20 protein-coding genes and 1 pseudogene are annotated in these 18426 nt (G+C 68.9%); 12 read left to right on the top strand and 9 right to left on the bottom strand.

Annotated features, from left to right (window positions below; translation table 11 throughout):
* Window positions 1–378, bottom strand: a pseudogene (locus IPV10_RS01410) (hypothetical protein); the annotation flags it as partial.
* Entirely contained in the window at window positions 372–911 is a 540-nt protein-coding gene (locus IPV10_RS01405) for a hypothetical protein (protein ID WP_207479607.1), read from the bottom strand. The gene IPV10_RS01405 and the pseudogene IPV10_RS01410, both read right to left, overlap by 7 nt.
* A 158-nt stretch (window positions 912–1069) precedes the next feature.
* On the opposite strand from IPV10_RS01405, the gene IPV10_RS01400 reads away from it, so the two are divergent.
* The gene (locus IPV10_RS01400) at window positions 1070–1984 is read left to right on the top strand and encodes a heme o synthase (protein WP_374192213.1); all 915 of its coding nucleotides are present in this window, start codon (window positions 1070–1072) and stop codon (window positions 1982–1984) included.
* On the opposite strand, the gene IPV10_RS01395 is transcribed toward IPV10_RS01400, so the two are convergent.
* Together IPV10_RS01395 and IPV10_RS01390 are read right to left on the bottom strand one after the other, a co-directional pair.
* Window positions 1930–2379 carry a hypothetical protein gene (locus tag IPV10_RS01395; protein ID WP_207479605.1) on the bottom strand — a complete coding sequence of 150 codons (450 nt, stop codon included), beginning with the start codon at window positions 2377–2379 and terminating at the stop codon, window positions 1930–1932. The genes IPV10_RS01400 and IPV10_RS01395 overlap by 55 nt on opposite strands.
* 85 nt (window positions 2380–2464) lie before the next feature.
* Window positions 2465–3421: a heme A synthase gene (locus tag IPV10_RS01390; protein WP_207479603.1), complete on the bottom strand. Its 957-nt coding sequence runs from the start codon at window positions 3419–3421 to the stop codon at window positions 2465–2467.
* 232 nt (window positions 3422–3653) lie between these two features.
* Here IPV10_RS01390 and sufB point away from each other — a divergent pair, with 232 nt between their 5' ends.
* Genes sufB through IPV10_RS01355 form a run of 7 tightly spaced genes read left to right on the top strand, consistent with a single transcriptional unit; the run spans window position 3654 to window position 10238 of the window.
* On the top strand, window positions 3654–5072 hold the full coding sequence (sufB, locus tag IPV10_RS01385) for a Fe-S cluster assembly protein SufB (protein WP_207479600.1): 1419 nt from the start codon (window positions 3654–3656) through the stop codon (window positions 5070–5072).
* Complete coding sequence (gene sufD, locus IPV10_RS01380; protein ID WP_207479598.1) at window positions 5072–6277, top strand: Fe-S cluster assembly protein SufD; 1206 nt, start codon at window positions 5072–5074, stop codon at window positions 6275–6277. The genes sufB and sufD overlap by 1 nt, the downstream gene beginning before the upstream one ends.
* Complete coding sequence (locus IPV10_RS01375) at window positions 6274–6600, top strand: non-heme iron oxygenase ferredoxin subunit (RefSeq protein WP_207479597.1); 327 nt, start codon at window positions 6274–6276, stop codon at window positions 6598–6600. Before sufD ends, IPV10_RS01375 begins: the two co-directional genes overlap by 4 nt.
* Before the next feature lie 3 nt (window positions 6601–6603).
* Window positions 6604–7374 carry a Fe-S cluster assembly ATPase SufC gene (gene sufC / locus IPV10_RS01370; protein WP_207479595.1) on the top strand — a complete coding sequence of 257 codons (771 nt, stop codon included), beginning with the start codon at window positions 6604–6606 and terminating at the stop codon, window positions 7372–7374.
* 10 nt (window positions 7375–7384) lie between these two features.
* Window positions 7385–7714, top strand: a complete 330-nt coding sequence (locus IPV10_RS01365; protein ID WP_105672990.1) for a metal-sulfur cluster assembly factor — start codon at window positions 7385–7387, stop codon at window positions 7712–7714.
* A 2-nt stretch (window positions 7715–7716) separates the two neighbouring features.
* Complete coding sequence (locus tag IPV10_RS01360) at window positions 7717–8871, top strand: MalY/PatB family protein (protein WP_207479593.1); 1155 nt, start codon at window positions 7717–7719, stop codon at window positions 8869–8871.
* On the top strand, window positions 8868–10238 hold the full coding sequence (locus IPV10_RS01355) for an MFS transporter (RefSeq protein WP_207479591.1): 1371 nt from the start codon (window positions 8868–8870) through the stop codon (window positions 10236–10238). The genes IPV10_RS01360 and IPV10_RS01355 overlap by 4 nt, the downstream gene beginning before the upstream one ends.
* Here the strand turns inward: IPV10_RS01355 and IPV10_RS01350 are convergent.
* Window positions 10201–10800, bottom strand: a complete 600-nt coding sequence (locus tag IPV10_RS01350; protein WP_207479589.1) for a TetR family transcriptional regulator — start codon at window positions 10798–10800, stop codon at window positions 10201–10203. The genes IPV10_RS01355 and IPV10_RS01350 overlap by 38 nt on opposite strands.
* 78 nt (window positions 10801–10878) lie before the next feature.
* Between IPV10_RS01350 and IPV10_RS01345 the strand changes: the two genes are divergently transcribed.
* Genes IPV10_RS01345 through IPV10_RS01335 form a run of 3 tightly spaced genes read left to right on the top strand, consistent with a single transcriptional unit; the run spans window position 10879 to window position 12732 of the window.
* A complete protein-coding gene (locus IPV10_RS01345; RefSeq protein ID WP_207479587.1) occupies window positions 10879–11460 on the top strand; it encodes a biotin transporter BioY in 582 nt (193 codons plus the stop codon).
* Entirely contained in the window at window positions 11450–12142 is a 693-nt protein-coding gene (locus tag IPV10_RS01340) for an energy-coupling factor ABC transporter ATP-binding protein (protein WP_207479584.1), read from the top strand. The genes IPV10_RS01345 and IPV10_RS01340 overlap by 11 nt, the downstream gene beginning before the upstream one ends.
* Window positions 12139–12732 (top strand): energy-coupling factor transporter transmembrane protein EcfT, encoded by a 594-nt coding sequence (locus tag IPV10_RS01335; protein WP_207479582.1) that lies wholly within the window; start codon window positions 12139–12141, stop codon window positions 12730–12732. Before IPV10_RS01340 ends, IPV10_RS01335 begins: the two co-directional genes overlap by 4 nt.
* Here the strand turns inward: IPV10_RS01335 and IPV10_RS01330 are convergent.
* The 4 genes from IPV10_RS01330 to IPV10_RS01315 form a co-directional block, all read right to left on the bottom strand.
* Window positions 12652–13995: an acyltransferase gene (locus tag IPV10_RS01330; protein WP_207479580.1), complete on the bottom strand. Its 1344-nt coding sequence runs from the start codon at window positions 13993–13995 to the stop codon at window positions 12652–12654. The two genes, IPV10_RS01335 and IPV10_RS01330, sit on opposite strands and share 81 nt — an antisense overlap.
* A gap of 98 nt (window positions 13996–14093) precedes the next feature.
* Window positions 14094–14765: a response regulator transcription factor gene (locus tag IPV10_RS01325; RefSeq protein WP_207479579.1), complete on the bottom strand. Its 672-nt coding sequence runs from the start codon at window positions 14763–14765 to the stop codon at window positions 14094–14096.
* The gene (locus tag IPV10_RS01320) at window positions 14762–16003 is read right to left on the bottom strand and encodes a sensor histidine kinase (protein ID WP_207479577.1); all 1242 of its coding nucleotides are present in this window, start codon (window positions 16001–16003) and stop codon (window positions 14762–14764) included. Before IPV10_RS01320 ends, IPV10_RS01325 begins: the two co-directional genes overlap by 4 nt.
* 5 nt (window positions 16004–16008) lie before the next feature.
* On the bottom strand, window positions 16009–16677 hold the full coding sequence (locus IPV10_RS01315) for a DedA family protein (protein WP_207479575.1): 669 nt from the start codon (window positions 16675–16677) through the stop codon (window positions 16009–16011).
* Window positions 16678–16824: 147 nt separating this feature from the next.
* Between IPV10_RS01315 and IPV10_RS01310 the strand changes: the two genes are divergently transcribed.
* Complete coding sequence (locus tag IPV10_RS01310) at window positions 16825–18423, top strand: ABC-F family ATP-binding cassette domain-containing protein (RefSeq protein ID WP_207479572.1); 1599 nt, start codon at window positions 16825–16827, stop codon at window positions 18421–18423.
* Window positions 18424–18426 lie beyond the last annotated feature (3 nt).

Genomic DNA, 18426 nt, shown 5'->3' with positions numbered 1-18426 from the left:
GATGCCGACGTTGTCGGGTTCGGCGGTGAGGGTGGTGGGGTCGGGGGCGAAGCTGGCGAGGTCGGTGATGGTGATCGCGGGAGTGCCGGGGACGGCCTCGTCGGGGCGCTGGAAGAGGTAGTCGACGCACCGGTCGTTGAGATACGTCACGCAGGGCGGGAGCGGGGTGACTGGCGAGTTCAAGTCGACCTCCGGCGGAGATCCGTCTTCGCTTCCGGGTTGATGGCGTATGGCAGAGATATCGAGAACCGTGCCGGTGTTGGTGCTGCATAAACCGGTCGCGGCCAAGTCGGCATCACAACCGGGAGAGCTTGCCTGCACGGGTGAGGACAACGGGGAAAGCAACAGCACCGCACTGATGACGGCCGTGGTCAGCATGCCGCGTCCTCGTCCAAGTTGGATTCGGAGATCAAGAGCTCTGAGTCTGCACCGGAAAAGACAACGTTCAATGGAACGTGATCCGCGCGCGACTGCGGAGTCAAGTCTGCGCCAGATTCATCGAGAATCTGAGTCGAGCTGACATCTAGGCAAATACTCGCTCTGATCGTGACGGCGTCGATCATGACCTCAGCGACGTCCCCACTAAACGAGAGCACTGCGCTGTCGCCGGTGATCCGAAGGCCTTCCTGCTTCAGCTTGTTTGTTGTCTCGAGACTTCCTTCAAGCGCGGCACCGATGAGGTAGTCGTGAGGATCGGCAGATGAGTCGCTTCTGCGCTCCAGGTTCACTGCGTCGTTGTACGCCCGGTAGACCTCTTCGGCGGCGGCGAATGCTTCGTCTTCCGAGGCGAAGGCGGCGGTCGGCGTCGGGGTGGCTGCTGGTTCGGGCGTGCAACCGGCCAGCGCACCTGCGCTGAGGATCAGCGCGCCGAGTGCGGTCAGCAGTTTCGTCGGGGTCCGAGACGGGGTCACCTGGCCACGGTAACCCGTCCGTGCGGCGCGCGTGGGAGTTATCCACAGTTCGGACGATCGTGCTCCGCGGGAACACCGAGCGAGGGGTGAAACGAGGGGAGGGCTGCGCACCGTAGACTGGGAGAGCTGTCGTGACGCGTGCGGAGGAGGCGATCGAGATCTCGACGATGTCTGATCAGACCGTTGTGAAGAAGTCCATCGGTCGTACCGTGAAGGCGTACGTCGCCCTCACCAAGCCGCGCGTCCTCGAGCTGCTCTTGGTGTCGACCGTCCCGGTGATGTTCCTCGCCCAGGGCGGACTTCCCGACATGTGGCTGGTGCTGGCCACGGTCATCGGCGGGTCGATGAGCGCAGGCTCCGCTGCCGCGTTCAACATGTACCTCGACCGCGACATCGATGCGCACATGCACCGCACCGAGAACCGCCCTCTCGTTACGGGCGAGATCACGCCGCGTGGCGCCCTGATCTTCTCGTGGACGCTCGCCGTCCTCTCCACCGTCTGGCTGTGGTTCACGACGAACTGGCTCGCGGCGGTCCTCTCGGCATCCGCCATCTTCTTCTACGTCGTGATCTACACGATGATCCTCAAGCGCCGCACCGAGCAGAACATCGTCTGGGGCGGCATCGCGGGCTGCTTCCCTGTGCTGATCGGCTGGGCGGCGGTCACCGGCTCGCTGGACTGGCCGGCATTCATCCTCTTCGTGCTGATCTTCCTCTGGACGCCGCCGCACTACTGGCCGCTCTCGATGAAGTACCGGGACGACTACGACGACGTCGACGTGCCCATGCTCGGAGTCACCCGCAACGCCTCACAGGTCGGCCTTCAGGTCATCCTCTACGCGTGGGCGACCGTCGCCTGTTCGCTGCTGCTCGTCCCGATCGCCGGCATGGGCCTCGTGTACACCGTGTCCGCCCTGGTGTTCGGCGGATGGTTCATCTACGAGTCGCACCGCCTCTACAACCGCGCGCTGCGGGGGACGGAGGCGCGTCCGATGCGAGTCTTCCACGCCTCCATTACCTATCTCACGCTGATCTTCGTCGCCGTCGCGATCGACCCACTGCTGCCCTTCTGATCGGGCCCTGCGTCCTCGGTCTCGGCCTCGCCGGCCTTTTCCTCGGCGTCAGGAATGCCGGCATCCGCGATCTCGGCGTCGGATCCGTTCTCTGAGACGGCAGCCCAGTCGATCGGCTCGACCAGGACCGGCCTCATCGAATGCACCAGTCCCTGCGCCGCGGTGAGCGCGAACGTGAGCAGGATTCCCAGGATGCCGGTGCCGAGCAGTGCGGCGCCGACGACGACGAGCGACTGTCCGACGTACACCTCCACTCCTGTGGCCGTCCCGTTGAGCAGCGCATCCGTCATGGAGGCGATCTGCCCAGAGATGAACCACCAGCCGACCCCGGTGGTGATGAGCGAGAGCACGGGAAGCAGCCAGAAGCCGATGGATCGTGTCAGTGACTTGTTCATGCCGGCCACGATCCCCGACGCGCTGGTGAGCCGCTGATGTGCGGGCTATGGATCGACTGTGGGCCGAGTCAGCCGCGCGCCGAGGTCAGCTGGAGAGCGCCGCAGGGACCGGCCGCTTCAGATGCAGGACGACCACGGTGTACGCCGCGGCGGAGAGTGCCGCGAGCACCATGTGGATCCCGACCAGGATCTCGGGGAGTCCCTCGCGCGCCTGCCACACGCCGACGCCCACCTGCACCGCGATCGCGACGACGAGGACGAACAGCCACTTCCTGGGCTCGAGGCGCAGAACCCACGCGCTGACGGTGAGCACGGCGACGAGCGCGGCGAGGGTGTAGCCCGGCCACGAATGCACGTGCGCCAGCACGGTCGCGTCGAATCCGCGACGGAGGACGGCGGCGTCTCCCGAGTGCGGCCCGGATCCGGTCGTGAGCACGCCGAACAGGATGGTGACCGCGAGGGCGAGTCCGGTGATGTGCGTCATGATCGCGAACCAGACCGGAACGGCCTTCTCGCGCGGCCCGGCCACCGCGTGCATCCGGACCAGGAAGGCTGCGCTCACGCACACCAGCAGGAGCGACACCGTGTAGTGGAAGCCGACGATGAACGGGTTCAGCCCGGTCAGAACGGTGATGCCGCCGACCACGGCCTGGGCCACCACGCCACCCAGGACCACCAGGGACAGCACCCAGAGATCACGACGCTGCGCGCGGTACCGGAGGACGAAGAGCACGACCGCGAGTGCGAGCAGACCCACGACGCCTGTCATCGTGCGGTTGCCGAACTCGATCACACCGTGGAGGCCCTGCTCGGGGGTCGGCACGAGGGACTCCGGAGTGCACAGCGGCCACTCCGAGCAGCCGAGCCCGGATCCGGTCAGGCGCACCGCCCCGCCGGTGCCGATGATGACGGTCTCGGCGATGAAGGACAGCCACGCGGCGACCCTCACGCGCGCATCCACGTCGGCAGGAAGCCAATCATGGACCCGGGCCAGAAAACCGGCCTTCACGGCAGGGGAGTCGGCGGTCGCGGTATCTGGCATGGGTCCTCCGGACCCTCGGGGAGCGGACACGGCGGCCCGGTCGCCCGCGGGAACCTGTAGAATCGGGGTGTTGGGATGACCGCGTAACCGCGGAACTCATCCTCAACAGTTTAGGCGCGACGGAAGCGCCGGTGATGAGGGCCCCACCAGCGGCACCCGCTCCCGCAGACTCGACGGGGATCAGGTGTGTCGGGGCGGATGACACCGTTGGGACCTAAAAGGAGAGTGTGTGATGTCGGATGTGCTGATCGACCGCCCGGAGCTTGAAGGCCTGGGGGTGTATGAATTCGGCTGGCACGATGAGGATGCCGCCGGAGCCATCGCCAAGCGCGGGATCTCAGAAGAGGTGGTCCGCGGTATCTCGGCGCTCAAGAGCGAACCGGAGTGGATGCTGAAGACCCGTCTCAAGGGATACCAGCTCTTCGGACGCAAGCCGATGCCGACCTGGGGTGCCGACCTCAGCGAGATCGACTTCGACAACATCAAGTACTTCGTCCGCTCCACCGAGAAGCAGGCGCAGTCCTGGGAAGACCTCCCCGCGGAGATCCGCGAGACCTACGAGCGCCTCGGCATCCCCGAGGCCGAGCGTCAGCGCCTGGTCGCCGGCGTCGCGGCCCAGTACGAGTCCGAGGTCGTGTACCACCAGATCCGCGAGGACCTGGAGCAGCAGGGTGTCATCTTCATGGACACCGACACGGCGCTCCGCGAGCACCCCGAGTTCTTCGAGGAGTACTTCGGCTCCGTGATCCCGGCCGGCGACAACAAGTTCGCCGCGCTCAACACCGCAGTCTGGTCGGGCGGCTCGTTCGTGTACGTCCCCAAGGGCGTGCACGTGGAGATCCCGCTGCAGGCGTATTTCCGCATCAACACCGAGAACATGGGCCAGTTCGAGCGGACCCTGATCATCGCCGACGAGGACAGCTACGTCCACTACATCGAGGGCTGCACCGCCCCGATCTACAAGTCGGACTCGCTGCACTCCGCGGTCGTCGAGATCATCGTGAAGAAGAACGCCCGCGTTCGCTACACGACGATCCAGAACTGGTCGAACAACGTCTACAACCTCGTCACCAAGCGCGCTGTCGCCCACGAGGGCGCGACGATGGAGTGGGTCGACGGCAACATCGGCTCCAAGGTGACGATGAAGTACCCGTCGATCTACCTGATGGGCGAGCACGCCAAGGGGGAGACGCTCTCGGTCGCCTTCGCGGGCCCAGGTCAGCACCAGGATGCCGGCGCGAAGATGATCCACATGGCGCCGTACACGCAGTCGTCGATCGTCTCGAAGTCGATCGCACGCGGCGGTGGCCGTGCCGGATACCGCGGCGAGGTCCGCGTCGACGCGAACGCGCATCACTCGGCGAACACGGTCCGCTGCGACGCGCTGCTGGTCGACACGAAGTCGCGGTCCGACACATACCCCGCGATCGACATCCGCGTCGACGACGTGCAGCTCGGCCACGAGGCCACGGTCTCCAAGGTCAGCGAGGAGCAGCTCTTCTACCTGCAGTCACGCGGCATGCCCGAGGACGAGGCGATGGCGATGATCGTGCGCGGCTTCATCGAGCCGATCGCGCGTGAGCTGCCGATGGAGTACGCGATGGAACTGAACAAGCTCATCGAGATGGGCATGGAAGGATCGGTCGGCTAGTGACGGCCCCTACGACCGCGCCCGCAGAGGCGCAGCACAAGAACGCCCACGTGGACCCGGCGGCTCAGGTCGCCGCGACCGGATTCGTCCCGGTGCAGACCCGCTCGGAGCGTCCGCACTCGTTCGAACCCGCCGACTTCGGTGCCCCCACGGGGCGCGAGGTCAACTGGAAGCACACCCCGGTGGCCCAGCTGACCTCGCTCTTCGAGGTCGCGGCGCAGAACGACGGCGTCGAGTACTCGTTCCCCTCCGGCCAGGGGTACGTCGCGACCCCGCTGGCCGTCGGCGACGCACCCCGCGGTGAGGTCTTCCTCGCCGAGGACGTCACGGCCGCCGTCGCCTGGCAGGGAGCCCCGGAGGCGCTGCACATCCGCATCCCGCGCGAGGAGGAGGTGGCCGAGCCCGTCTTCGTGACGATCGAGGGCGTCGCCGCCGACCGACGCGCCGACGCGCACATCGTCATCGAGGCGCTCGAGCACAGCTCCGCGACGGTGGTCCTGCAGCACAAGGGATCCGCCCAGTACGCGCAGAACGTGGAGATCATCGCCCGCGACGGCTCCCGGCTCACGGTCATCAGCCTGCAGCAGTGGCAGGACGACGCGATCCACGCGGCCGCCCACCAGGCCCGCGTCGGTGCCGATGCCACCCTCAAGCACTTCGTGATCAGCTTCGGCGGCGGCGTCGTCCGCGTGAACCCGAACGTCGAGCTCGCCGGACACGGCGCCGAGGGCTACCTGTACGGACTTTCCTACGCCGACGCGGGGCAGCACCTGGAGAGCCAGGTGTACTTGCACCACAAGGGTGCCCACACCACCGGAGACGTCCTCTACAAGGGCGCGCTTCAGGGCAAGGGGGCGCACAGCGTCTGGATCGGCGACGTGCTGATCGGCGCGAACGCGACCGGCACCGACTCGTACGAGGCGAACCGAAACCTGGTGCTCACCGAGGGTGCGCGCGCCGACTCGATCCCGAACCTCGAGATCGAGACCGGCGACATCCAGGGCGCCGGTCACGCCAGCGCGACCGGTCGCTTCGACGACGAGCAGCTGTTCTACCTGCAGGCCCGCGGCATCACCGAGGAGGAGGCGCGCCGACTGGTCGTGCTCGGCTTCCTCACCGACGTCGTGCAGCGCCTCGGCATCCCGGCCCTCGAGGCCGAGCTGCTCGCCGCCATCGAGACGGAGCTCGCGGCGGTGAACGCGTGAGCGCCGAGCGCGTCTGCGGCGTGGCCGACCTCGAGACCGACATGCCGCTGCGCGTCGATCCGGGCGGCGTGCCCATCACCGTGATCAAGGACTCCGAGGGCGTGATCCACGCGATCGGCGACACCTGCACGCACGGTGACATCTCCCTCTCCGAGGGCTTCGTCGAGGGTGACACGGTCGAGTGCTGGGCCCACGGCTCCGCGTTCTCGCTGCTCACCGGCAAGCCCCAGAACCTCCCTGCTTTCGAGCCCGTCCCGGTCTATGTCGTCGAGATCGACGGCGACGACGTGCTCATCGACCCGACTGTGACGAAGGAAGTCTGAATAATGTCTGTTCTCGAGATCCGCGACCTGCACGTGACGGTCGAGACCGAGGAGGGGACCACCCCGATCCTCAACGGAATCACGCTCACCATGAACACCGGTGAGACCCACGCGATCATGGGCCCGAACGGCTCCGGCAAGTCGACCCTGGCCTACACGATCGCCGGCCACCCGAAGTACACCGTCACCTCCGGCACCATCACCTTCGACGGCCAGGACGTCCTGGCGATGAGCGTCGACGAGCGCGCCCGCGCCGGTCTCTTCCTCGCGATGCAGTACCCGGTCGAGATCCCTGGCGTCACCGTCACGAACTTCCTGCGCACGGCCAAGACCGCGCTCGACGGCGAGGCTCCGGCCATCCGCAGCTGGACCAAGGACGTCAAGCAGGCGATGGCGAACCTCCGCATGGACTCGAAGTTCGCGCAGCGCAACGTCAACGAGGGCTTCTCCGGCGGTGAGAAGAAGCGTCACGAGATCCTCCAGCTCGAGGTGCTGAAGCCGAAGTTCGCCGTGCTCGACGAGACCGACTCCGGCCTCGACGTCGACGCGCTCAAGATCGTCTCCGAGGGCGTGAACCGCGCCAAGGAGAACACCGGACTCGGCGTCCTGCTGATCACGCACTACACGCGCATCCTCCGCTACATCCGCCCCGACTTCGTGCACGTGGTCGTCGCCGGGCGGATCGTCGAGGAGGGCGGACCCGAACTCGCAGACCGGCTCGAGGACGAGGGATACGACCGTTTCCTCGACCCCGCCGCCCCCATCGAGGCGTAGGCTGAAAAGCATGACAGCGACCCTCACGGACGAGAAGTACGACGAGGTCACCGAGGCTCTCAAGGACGTCATGGATCCCGAGCTCGGGATCAACGTCGTCGACCTCGGCCTCATCTACGACCTCGCCTGGGATGACGAGAACGACGCTCTCGTCATCCACATGACGCTGACCAGCGCGGGCTGCCCGCTCACGGACGTGCTCGAGGACCAGACCGCGCAGGCTCTGGACAACGTCGTCGACCGGTTCCGGATCAACTGGGTCTGGATGCCGCCGTGGGGTCCGGAGAAGATCACCGACGACGGGCGCGACATGATGCGCGCGCTCGGCTTCGCGATCTGAACATGCTCCAGGTCACGGCGCTCACCCTTGACGAGCTCCGCAAGCGCAGCAGCGAGAAATGGCGGGAGTATCCCGCCGACGTCCTGCCGCTGTTCGTCGCCGAGACCGACTTCCCGCTCGCGCCCGCCGTCAAGGCGGCGCTGCAGCGCGCCATAGACATCGGCGACACCGGATACATCGCCTCGCGGACGCCGCTCGGCGAGAGCTACGCCGCGTTCGCCGAGCGCCGGTTCGGCTGGCGGCCGGACCCCGCCCGGATGCGCACCACCGCCGACGTGAGCATGGGCATCGTCGAGATCCTCCGGCGCGTCACACAGCCGGGGGAGCGGGTCATCGTCACTCCACCGGTGTACCCGCCGTTCTACGACCTCGTCGACGAAGCGGGGGCGGAGGTGCTGCGTGTTCCGCTCCGCGACACCGGCACGACCTGGGAACTCGACCTCGACGGCATCCGCTCCGCCTTCGAGGACGGCGCCACCGCGATCCTCCTGTGCAATCCGCACAATCCGACCGGCACGGTGCATGACCGTGAGGCGCTGACCGCCCTCGCTGAGCTGGCCGACGAGTTCGGCGCCGCCGTGGTCTCCGACGAGATCCATGCGCCGCTCGTGCAGCCGGGGATCGCGTTCACACCGTTCCTCGACGCGGGCGAGGCGGCGCAGAGGGTCGGCTACGCGGTAGTGAGCGCGAGCAAGGCGTTCAACCTCGCGGGCCTCAAATGCGCGATCATGGTCACGGCGGATGACGCCACCACCGCCGCCGTGCGTGGTCTCCCCGTCGAGGTCGAATGGCGCACCGGGCAGTTCGGACTGCTCGCCGCGATCGCCGCGTTCTCGGAGGAGAGCGACGAGTGGCTGGACGGGCTGCTGCGCACCCTGGATCAGAATCGGGTGCTGCTGGAGGACCTGCTGGCCCGGCTCCTTCCGGCAGCGCGCTACCGCATCCCCGACGCCGGCTACCTCGCCTGGATCGATCTGTCCGCCCTCGGCTGGGGCGACAATCCGGCGCGCGCCATCCTGAAGGATGCGAAGGTGGCGCTGCACTTCGGGCCCGCGTTCGGTGCGGAGGGTGCGGGCCACGTGCGGCTCAACTTCGGCACCAGCCCCGAGATCCTCACGGATGCCGTCGAGCGCATCGCCGCGCTGACCGGCCGATGACCTCGACGAGCAGCCTCCCCTCGATCTGGGACAGGCAGCGCCTCTGGGTCACGGCGGGCGCCTCGGCGTTGATCTTCTTCGCGGCGATCGAGGCACTCGCCGTCACCACCGTCATGCCGGTCGTCAGTGCGGCGCTCAACGGCGATGCGCTGTACGCGGTCGCCTTCGCGGGAACGCTGGCGACAAGCGTCATCGGCATGGTGGCCGCGGGTGCGTGGTCGGATGCCCGCGGCCCCCGTGGCGCCCTCTACGTCGCAGTGTCGCTGTTCATCGTGGGCCTGCTGATCTCCGGATTCGCGACGACGATGCACCAGTTCCTCATCGGACGGCTGGTGCAGGGGCTCGGCACCGGCGGGCAGACGGTGGCCCTCTACGTCGTGGTGGCGCGCCTGTACCCGCCGCAGCTGCACGGCAGGGTGTTCGCCGCGTTCGCCGCAGCCTGGGTGGTGCCGTCGATGGTCGGCCCGTTCCTCGCGGGCGCGGTCGCGGAGCATCTCCACTGGCGGTGGGCGTTCCTCGGGGTCGCCGTGCTCACCGGCATCGCGTTCCTCACGATCGTGCTGCGTCTGCGCCACGTCGATCTCGGCCACGGCGAGCCGCAGGACCGGCGCGCGCTCGCGACAAGGCTCGGGCTGGCCGTCGTCGTGGCGGTCCTCGCCGTGCTCGTCGGGTTCTCCGCCGACATGCGACCGCAGATCGGCTGGCCCGTCGCCCTGGGCGCCGTCGCAGTCATCGCATTCGCCGTGCTTCCGCTGCTTCCGCGCGGCACCCTCCGCGTCGGCAGGGGACTGCCGAGCGTGGTGCTCATGCGCGGCGTGGCCGCAGGTTCTTTCTTCGCTGCAGAGGCCTACGTGCCGTACCTGCTGATGGAGCGCTTCGGCTTCACCGCGACGTGGGCGGGCGTGGCGCTCATGCTCGCCGCGTTCGCCTGGGCCGGCGCCTCGGATCTGCAGGGGCGGTTCGGTGACCGGCTGGGCAATCGCCGGATCGCCCTGATCGGCCTCGGCCTGAACCTCCTCGCCCTCGTGTGCGTCCTGATCGCCGCCGTGCAGGGGATCTCGCCGCTGCTCGTGATCATCGGCTGGGCGTTCGCCGGAGGCGGGATGGGACTTCTCTACCCTCGGCTCACCGTGCTCACGCTGGCGTATTCGGATGACGGGAACCAGGGTTTCAACTCGTCGGCGCTGTCGATCGCCGAGAACACCACGTCAGCGCTCGCGATCGCGATCGCCGGGCTGGGAGTCGCGACCCTCGGTGGAGGTGCCGGCGCATTCGGCGCGGTGTTCGCCTTCTGCGCGGTCCTCGTGCTGGTGGCCGCGATCCCCGGTCTCAGACTCGGTCACGCGGCGGAGTCGCGTCGGCGCTGACGATCGCCGCGCCCACGTTCGCGGCGATGGCGGTGACGCCGAGATCGAAGATGCGATCGAGGCCTGCCGTGACGTCGATCTCTCCCTGGTCGCGCATGGCCCCGTGGCTGTCGGCGTGCATCCGCTGCTGGACGAGCGTCGCGTGCCCGAGCACGAAATGCAGGATGGCGACGGCGCGCTCCGGGGCATCCTCCGCACCGGCCTCGCGCAGCGCAGCCTCGAGTGACGACTGCGCGTGCGATGACCCCAACTGCAGCGCGTACGTGCTGAGCACCAGCTCGGCCCCGTCGCGGTAGGCGAACAGCGCGTCGCGGATGCCGCGAGCGGTCGCCAGCACACCGGCCTCGCCGCGGGGGATGACCGCGGTGATCCGATCGGCGAGTTCGGCGAACAGCGCCTGCTTGCTGGCGAAGTGCCAGTAGAGCGCGCTGGGCTGCACGTCGAGGCGAGCGGCGATGCGGCGCATCGACAGGTCGGCGAGCCCCACCTCGTCGAGCAGCGCGAGAGCGGTGCTCGCGACGCTGTCGCGATCGTGACGTGCCGGATTGTGCTCTGGGCTCATGCTCTCACTATAGTGAACATCGTTCAGGTGAACAGTGTTCAGGAGCGCCACGGGCGCCCTCATCAGGTTGGAGAGAACATGTCGGAAAGCCGCAGCGACGTCGGTCGCGATCTGGCCCGTGTCGCGATCTTCGCGGCTCTCATCGTCGTGCTGGGGCTGGTGACCATCCCGCTGCCCGCGGGGGTTCCGATCACCGCGCAGACGCTCGGCGTGATGCTGGCGGGAGCGGTGCTGGGACCCCGGCGGGGCCCGCTGGCCGTGCTGCTCGTGCTCGTGCTCGCCGCGATCGGGCTGCCCGTGCTCGCCGGCGGGCGCGGTGGCCTCGGCGTGTTCGCCGGCCCGTCAGCGGGATACCTGATCGGCTGGATCTTCGGCGCCCTCGTGATCGGACTCATCGTGCACGGCGGCCGGATCACGTGGTGGCGCACGGCGCTCGGCGCGGTGGCCGGCGGCATCCTCGTGGTCTACCTGTTCGGGATCCCGGTGCAGGCTCTCGTGCTGGGCACCGACCTCGGACCGACCGCCCTCTCTGCCCTCGCCTTCCTGCCCGGCGACCTCCTCAAGGCCGCGGCGGCCACCGCGCTCACGCTCGCGCTGCGCCGCGCGTACCCGCGGGCGTTCGGGCAGCGCGCGGTGATGGCCTCGGCGAGTGCTGCCTGACACCGCTGTCGCCACGATCGCGCTCGATCGGGTCTCGGTGCAGCGGGAGGGACAGACGATCCTTCGCGAGGTCAGCATCGAGCTCACTGCGGCGCGCATCGCGGTGATCGGCGCGAACGGCTCGGGAAAGTCGACCTTCGCGCGGCTCCTGAACGGTCTCGTCGCCCCCAGCGGGGGGCGAGTCACGGTGCACGGGCTGGACGCGGAGCGCGATCGCACGGCTCTTCGCCGCCGCGTGGGGTTCGTGTTCACCGACCCGCAGGCGCAGATCCTGATGCCCACGGCGTCGGAGGATCTCGCGCTGTCGCTGCGAGGACTGGAGCGGACCGAGATCGCGCAACGGGTCGCAGACGCGCTGGCGGAGCACGGCCTGGCGGATCGTGCCGACATCCCGGCATCCGACCTCTCCGGCGGCCAGAAGCAGCTGCTCGCGCTCGCATCGGTGCTGATCACCGACCCCGCGCTGATCGTGGCGGACGAGCCGACCACGCTCCTGGATCTGCGGAACTCGCGCCGCATCGGCGATCTCCTGCTGGCGCAGCGGGCGCAGCTGGTGCTGGTCACCCACGACCTCGAGCTGGCCGAGCGCTGCGATCAGGCCGTGCTCTTCGAAGGCGGCGAGATCGCCGCGGCCGGCGCGCCTGAGGACGTCATCCGGACGTACCGGGAGCTGTGCGGATGATCCAGCTGTACCGCCCCGGCACCGGCATCCTGCACCGGATGCCGGCAGGCGTGAAGCTCGCGGGACTGGCGATCTCCGCTCTCGCCCTCTCGCTGTTTCTCCACGATGTCTGGACCATCGGCGCGGCGCTGCTCGTCGTGTGCGCGCTGTACGCCGTGGCAGGGCTCCCGCTGCACGTGCTCGGAGCCGAGATGTGGCGGCTGCGCTGGCTCGTGCTGATCCTCGCCCTCGCCCTCTGGATCTTCGTGAGCCCTGTCACCGCGTGGATCAGCACCGCGAAGGTGGTCACCCTCGTCCTGCTGGCGAGCCTGCTGACCCTCACGACCAGAATGGGCGACCTGCTGGCGGTGCTCCGGAGGCTGCTGACGCCGCTGCGGCGGTTGCGGGTCGACGTAGATGCCGTCTCGATGACAGTGTCGCTGACGATCGCCATGATCCCCGTCGTCGCCGGGTTCGCCGATCAGATCCGCGACGCGCAGCGTGCGCGCGGCGTCCGCCTCGGCATCCGCTCAGTCGTGCCGCTGCTCGTGCGCACGCTGCGGCATGCGGACGACGTCGGCGACGCGCTCACCGCCCGCGGCCTGGTGTGAGCGGCGTGCGAGCCGCAGCGACACGGCGATCCCGGCTGTCGCGACCGCTGCGGTCAGCACGGTCGTGCCGGCGACCAGGAGCAGCAGGACCGCCACGATCCCGATGAGGGCTGCGGCCGCGACGCGCCGCACGGAACGCGGTGCGCCGGGGGCACTCCCGGTCTCGAAGCGCGTGAGCGCGACAGCGACGATCGCGCTGAGGACGAGGGCCGCGGCGAGCCAGAACGGCCGCCCCAGCCACCACAGGAGCGTGCTCGGCTCCGGCAGCATCACCCCGGTGCTGATCGCGACGATCGCCGACGCGCCGGCCATCGCCAGCAGCACAGGCATATGCCACAGATAGACGGTCATCGCGCGCGCGTTCACGAATCGCGTGAACGCGTCGACTCGCGGACGCCGTCCGAATCGCGCGAGCGGCTCCCGCAGCAGTGAGAGAGCGCTCAGATGCACGAGGCCGACGAGCATGAGCGCTCCGGTCGGGGGATTGATGTTGGCGATCAGATCGGGGGAGTAGATGCCGCCCGCGAAGGCGGCGACGAGAGCGGCCAGCGCCGCAGCGCCGCCCGCGATCCGCACCGTACGTGGCAGCCGGTCGATCGTGCCGTCGGCCAGGAAGAAGCCGACCTGCTGCATCGCGAGCCACACGAACGCGAGATTCAGGAATCCGATGCCCTCGACCCCTGTCCCGGCGCGAAGCGCATCGACGACGACGGCCGCCGCGGCGAGGAGGCCGAGGGTGCGCAGCGGCATCCGCTCGTGCGCGGCGGCGAGCACGGGAAGCAGCGCCTGGCAGAGCAGGAACACGGCGAGGAACCAGAGGGGCTGGCTGAACCGGAACCCGGCGATGCCGATCAGCGCAGGGTCGACGCCGCCGACCGCAAGGGCTGCGAGCGTGGCGCCGACGACGGCGATCGTGACGAGCGCCGGTCGCAGCAGGCGCTGCACGCGACCGGCGACGAACTCGGCGGCCGTGCCGCCTCGAGAGCGCAGCCGGCGAAGGGCGTGGAGACCGGCGAAGCCGCCGATCACGAAGAACAGCGGCATGACCTGCAGCATCCAGCTCACCGGGATGATCCACCAGGTGCCGTCGCTCGCGTTCGCGAACACCGGCCCCGCGTCGGTGACCGTCACCCCGACCATGATCGAGTGCAGCAGGACGACACCCGTCACGCACACGGCGCGGACCAGGTCGATGACGGCGTCGCGGCCGCCCGGAGCGGACGGCCGGGACCGTATGAGCGGCGGCGCCTGGACGATGGCCATGTGATCCTCCTCGGATGGGTGTCCGCTGAGGCTATGGAGCCGGTGACGCGCGGGGCATCAACCCCCAGAGCCGTTCGCACCCCCTACCGGGGGATGAGTCAGGATGCCGGTTCGACGAGACCGGTGTCGTAGGCGAGGATGACGGCGTGGACGCGGTCGCGCAGGCCGAGCTTCGCCAGGATCTTGCCGACGTGCGTCTTCACGGTCTGCTCCGCGATGAAGAGATCGGCCCCGATCTCGGTGTTGGAGCGTCCCTTGCCGATGAGCACGAGCACCTCGCGCTCGCGCTCCGTCAGCTCCGTCAGGGACGTCGCCGCACGCGCCGTCCGAGGGCGGCGCCCGGCGAACTGCTCGATCATGCGCCTCGTCACGCTCGGCGCGAGCAGCGCGTCGCCGGCCGCGACGACCCGCACCGCGTGCACGAGCTCCTCGGGCAGCGCGTCCTTCAGCAGGAAGCCGCTGGCACCCGCCTCGAGCGCGTCGTAGACGTAGTCGTCGATGTCGAAGGTCGTCAGCATCAGGATGCGCGGCACATGCGCGGCCGGATACGAGGGGCCGAGGATGCGCCGGGTCGCCTCGATGCCGTCGAGCTCGGGCATCCGCACGTCCATCAGGATCACGTCCGGGTTCAGCCGGGCGGCCATCGCCACGGCCTCGGCGCCGTCGGCGGCCTGACCGGCCACGCGGATGCCGTCGTGGGCGTCCAGAAGCGCGGCGAAACCCGCTCGCACCATGGCCTGGTCGTCTGCGATGAGGACGCTGATGCTCACGTGGTTCCTTCCGGAGCGGGGGAGACAGGATGCCGTGGCAGCACAGCGCTGACGGTCCATCCGTCGCCATCGGGTCCTGCCTGCACGGTTCCGCCGAGGAGCGTCGCGCGCTCGGACATGCCGCGCAGGCCGTGGCCGCCATGCCCCTGGCCGGCGCCGGCACCCGGACTCGGGCTCGCCGCCGCGCCGTTGCGGACAGTCACGGCGACGGCGTCGTCGCCGGCGGTCACCGACACTGTGATCTCAGAGCCCGGAGCGTGCCTGACGGCGTTGCTGATCGCCTCCTGCACGATCCGGTAGGCGGCGATCTGCGTGGCGGGGGAGACGTCGCCGTCCACGGCCTGGGCGAGGGCGATGGACGCTCCCGCGCGGCGGCTGGTCTCGACGAGGGCGGGGATGTCGTCGACTCCGCGCTGGGGGGCGAGCTCCGCGGTGTGGTCCTCGGTCCGCAGGACACCGAGGATCCGGCGCATCTCGGCGAGAGCGGTGCGCGCGGTCGCCGCGATGTCGTCGAACTCGGTCGCGGCGTCCTGCTGCAGATCGGGAACCCGGTAGCGCGCGGTCGCCGCCTGCACCTGGATGAGGGACATGCTGTGCGCCACGACGTCGTGGAGCTCCCTGGCGATGCGGGTGCGCTCCTCGACCAGCTCGCGGCGGGCCTGCTCCTGGGCCGTGTTCGCGCGCTCCTGCGTGAGCTCCTCGCCGAGCCGCAGACGGCCTGCGAGGAGAACGGCGAGCACGTACAGACCGCCGACCACGGAAGTCGTGACGATGAGCGAGTTCGCGCTCGGGAACTCCGGCAGCATGATCGACGCGATGAGCCCGGCCGCGGTGCCGAGGACGAGCTGGACGAGCCCCGGCCGCCAGCCGTGCTGGAACGTGATCGCGGCGACGATGACGGCGAACGCGAGAAGCATCGGCACCGACCAGGGCCACGGGGCGGTCACCGCCCCGCTGCGCGGGACCGTGAGAGGGATCAGCAGCGCGGCGGCGGTGAACAGCATCATCGCGAGGTTCGGCCGCCGCATCGACACCAGGGGAGCCGCGACCGCGGCGGCGCCGAGCAGCATCGTCACCGGGATCGGGCTGCCGTAGGCGGCGCCGTGCAGCGGCACGAGAACGGAGAAGAGAACGACCGCGACCACGGACAGCACGACGATCATCGCCGTGCGCCGATCGCGGATCCAGGCCGGCCGTGGTCGCCGGTTCCTGCGCGCCCGGGTCCGCTTCGCCGCCATGGGAGTCATCCTGCCACCTCCACGCGGCTCGGCTCGGGCACCTCGCCCTCGATGATCGCATCCGAGCCGGCGCGCAGGGTGGGACGGCGACGGCTCATCGATGCGACCCTCTCGATCACGAGACCGATGACGAGGGCGAACGCGATGCCGAGCACAGCGCTCAGAAGCGGCTGGTCCTCGATCCAGGAGCCGGCGATCACGCCGATCCCCGCGCTGTAGGCGGCCCAGGTGACCGCGGCGACGATGCTCAGGGGGAGGAATCGCCGCCACGGGTAGCGCAGCGCGCCGGCCGACATGTTGACGGCGACCCGTCCGACCGGGATGTAGCGCGCCCCGATGATCAGCGGGGCGCCGCGATGCTCCAGAGTGCGCTGTGCGCGCTGCACCGCGGCGGCGACGCGGGGACGCCGCATCCACGCCCAACGGCGCACGCCGACGGAGCGCCCGATCGCGTACGCGATGTTGTCGCCGATCACCGCGCCGAGCGCGGCCATGGCGCAGAGCAGGACGATGTTCGCATCTCCCGACGACGCCGCGACCGCTGCGGCGGCGACGAGGACGGTCTCGCTGGGGATGGGCGGGAAGAACCCGTCGATCACCGCCGTGGCGAACATGACGAGGTAGAGCCAAGGGGAGGAGGCGGCCTGGAAGATGATCTCGTTGATGATGTCCACGCTCCGACGTTACGAACGCGGCACCACCTGGCACATCACTCCCGAGTGTCGTCCGTCTCATACCTCAGAGGGTCTTCAGCGGCCGCGATCTATACTGAGAGGCTGGCCCTTCCGCCGAACCCCACCCCTGACGAACGGACAACCGCTGTGCTCGCCGTGCACGAACTCGAGATCCGCGTTGGCGCACGCCTCCTGATGGAGAACGTGTCGTTCCGTGTGAGCGACGGAGACAAGATCGGTCTCGTCGGCCGCAACGGCGCGGGCAAGACCACGCTGACCAAGGTGCTCGCCGGCGACGTACTGCCCTCGGGGGGCAGCGTGACGCGCTCCGGCGAACTCGGCTACCTGCCGCAGGACCCCCGTTCGGGCAATCCCGAGGACCTCGCCCGCACCCGCATCCTCGACGCGCGCGGACTCGGCCAGCTCAATCTGGGGATGACCGAGGCCTCGCTCGCCATGGGCTCCGAGGATCCCGCGGTCGCCGAGAAGGCGATGAAGCGCTACGCGCGTCTCACCGAGCAGTTCGAGGCGCAGGGCGGCTATGCGGCCGAGGCCGAGGCGGCATCCATCGCCAACAACCTGTCGCTTCCCGATCGCATCCTCGACCAGCCCCTGTCGACCCTGTCGGGCGGTCAGCGTCGACGCATCGAGCTGGCGCGCATCCTCTTCTCCGACGCCGAGACGATGATCCTCGATGAGCCGACCAACCACCTCGACGCGGACAGCGTGGTGTGGCTGCGGGAGTTCCTCAAGAACTACAAGGGCGGGCTGATCGTGATCAGCCACGATGTCGAGCTCGTCGGCGAGACGGTCAACCGCGTCTTCTACCTCGACGCGAACCGCCAGATCATCGACACGTACAACATGAACTGGAAGAACTACCTGCGCCAGCGCGTGGCCGACGAGGAGCGCCGCAAGAAGGAGCGCGCCAACGCCGAGAAGAAGGCCACCACGCTGCAGCAGCAGGCGGCCCGCTTCGGTGCGAAGGCGTCGAAGGCCGCTGCCGCTCACCAGATGATCGCGCGTGCCGAGAAGCTCCTGGCCGGCCTCGACGAGGTGCGCCAGGAGGACCGCGTCGCGAAGCTGCGCTTCCCGAAGCCCGCGCCCTGCGGCAAGACCCCGATGATGGCGACCGGGCTCTCGAAGTCCTACGGGTCACTGGAGATCTTCACCGATGTCGACCTCGCGATCGACCGCGGGTCGAAGGTGGTCATCCTCGGCCTCAACGGCGCTGGCAAGACGACGCTGCTGCGTATGCTCGCCGGCGTCGACAAGCCGGACACGGGGCAGCTCGAACCGGGACACGGGCTCAAGGTCGGCTACTACGCCCAGGAGCACGAGAATCTCGACGTCAACCGGTCGGTGCTCGAGAACATGGTGTCCGCCGCTCCGCACATCACGGAGATGGAGGCGCGCAAGGTGCTGGGCTCGTTCCTGTTCACCGGCGATGACGTCCTCAAGCCCGCAGGCGTGCTCTCCGGCGGCGAGAAGACGCGGCTGTCACTCGCGACGCTCGTGGTGTCCTCTGCGAACCTGCTGCTGCTCGACGAGCCGACGAACAACCTCGACCCCGCGTCGCGCGAGGAGATCCTGGGCGCGCTCGCGCACTACGAGGGCGCTGTCGTGCTCGTGTCTCACGATCCCGGTGCCGTGCAGTCGCTGAACCCGGAGCGGGTGCTGATCCTGCCGGACGGCGTCGAGGACATCTGGAGCCAGGAGTACCAGGACCTCATCGAGCTCGCCTGACGG

It is taken from the genome of Microbacterium sp. SD291, assembly GCF_017355365.1.
Lineage (GTDB): Bacteria > Actinomycetota > Actinomycetes > Actinomycetales > Microbacteriaceae > Microbacterium.
The sequence above is the reverse complement of the archived record's forward strand: the minus strand, read 5'-3'. Positions and strand labels throughout refer to the sequence as shown.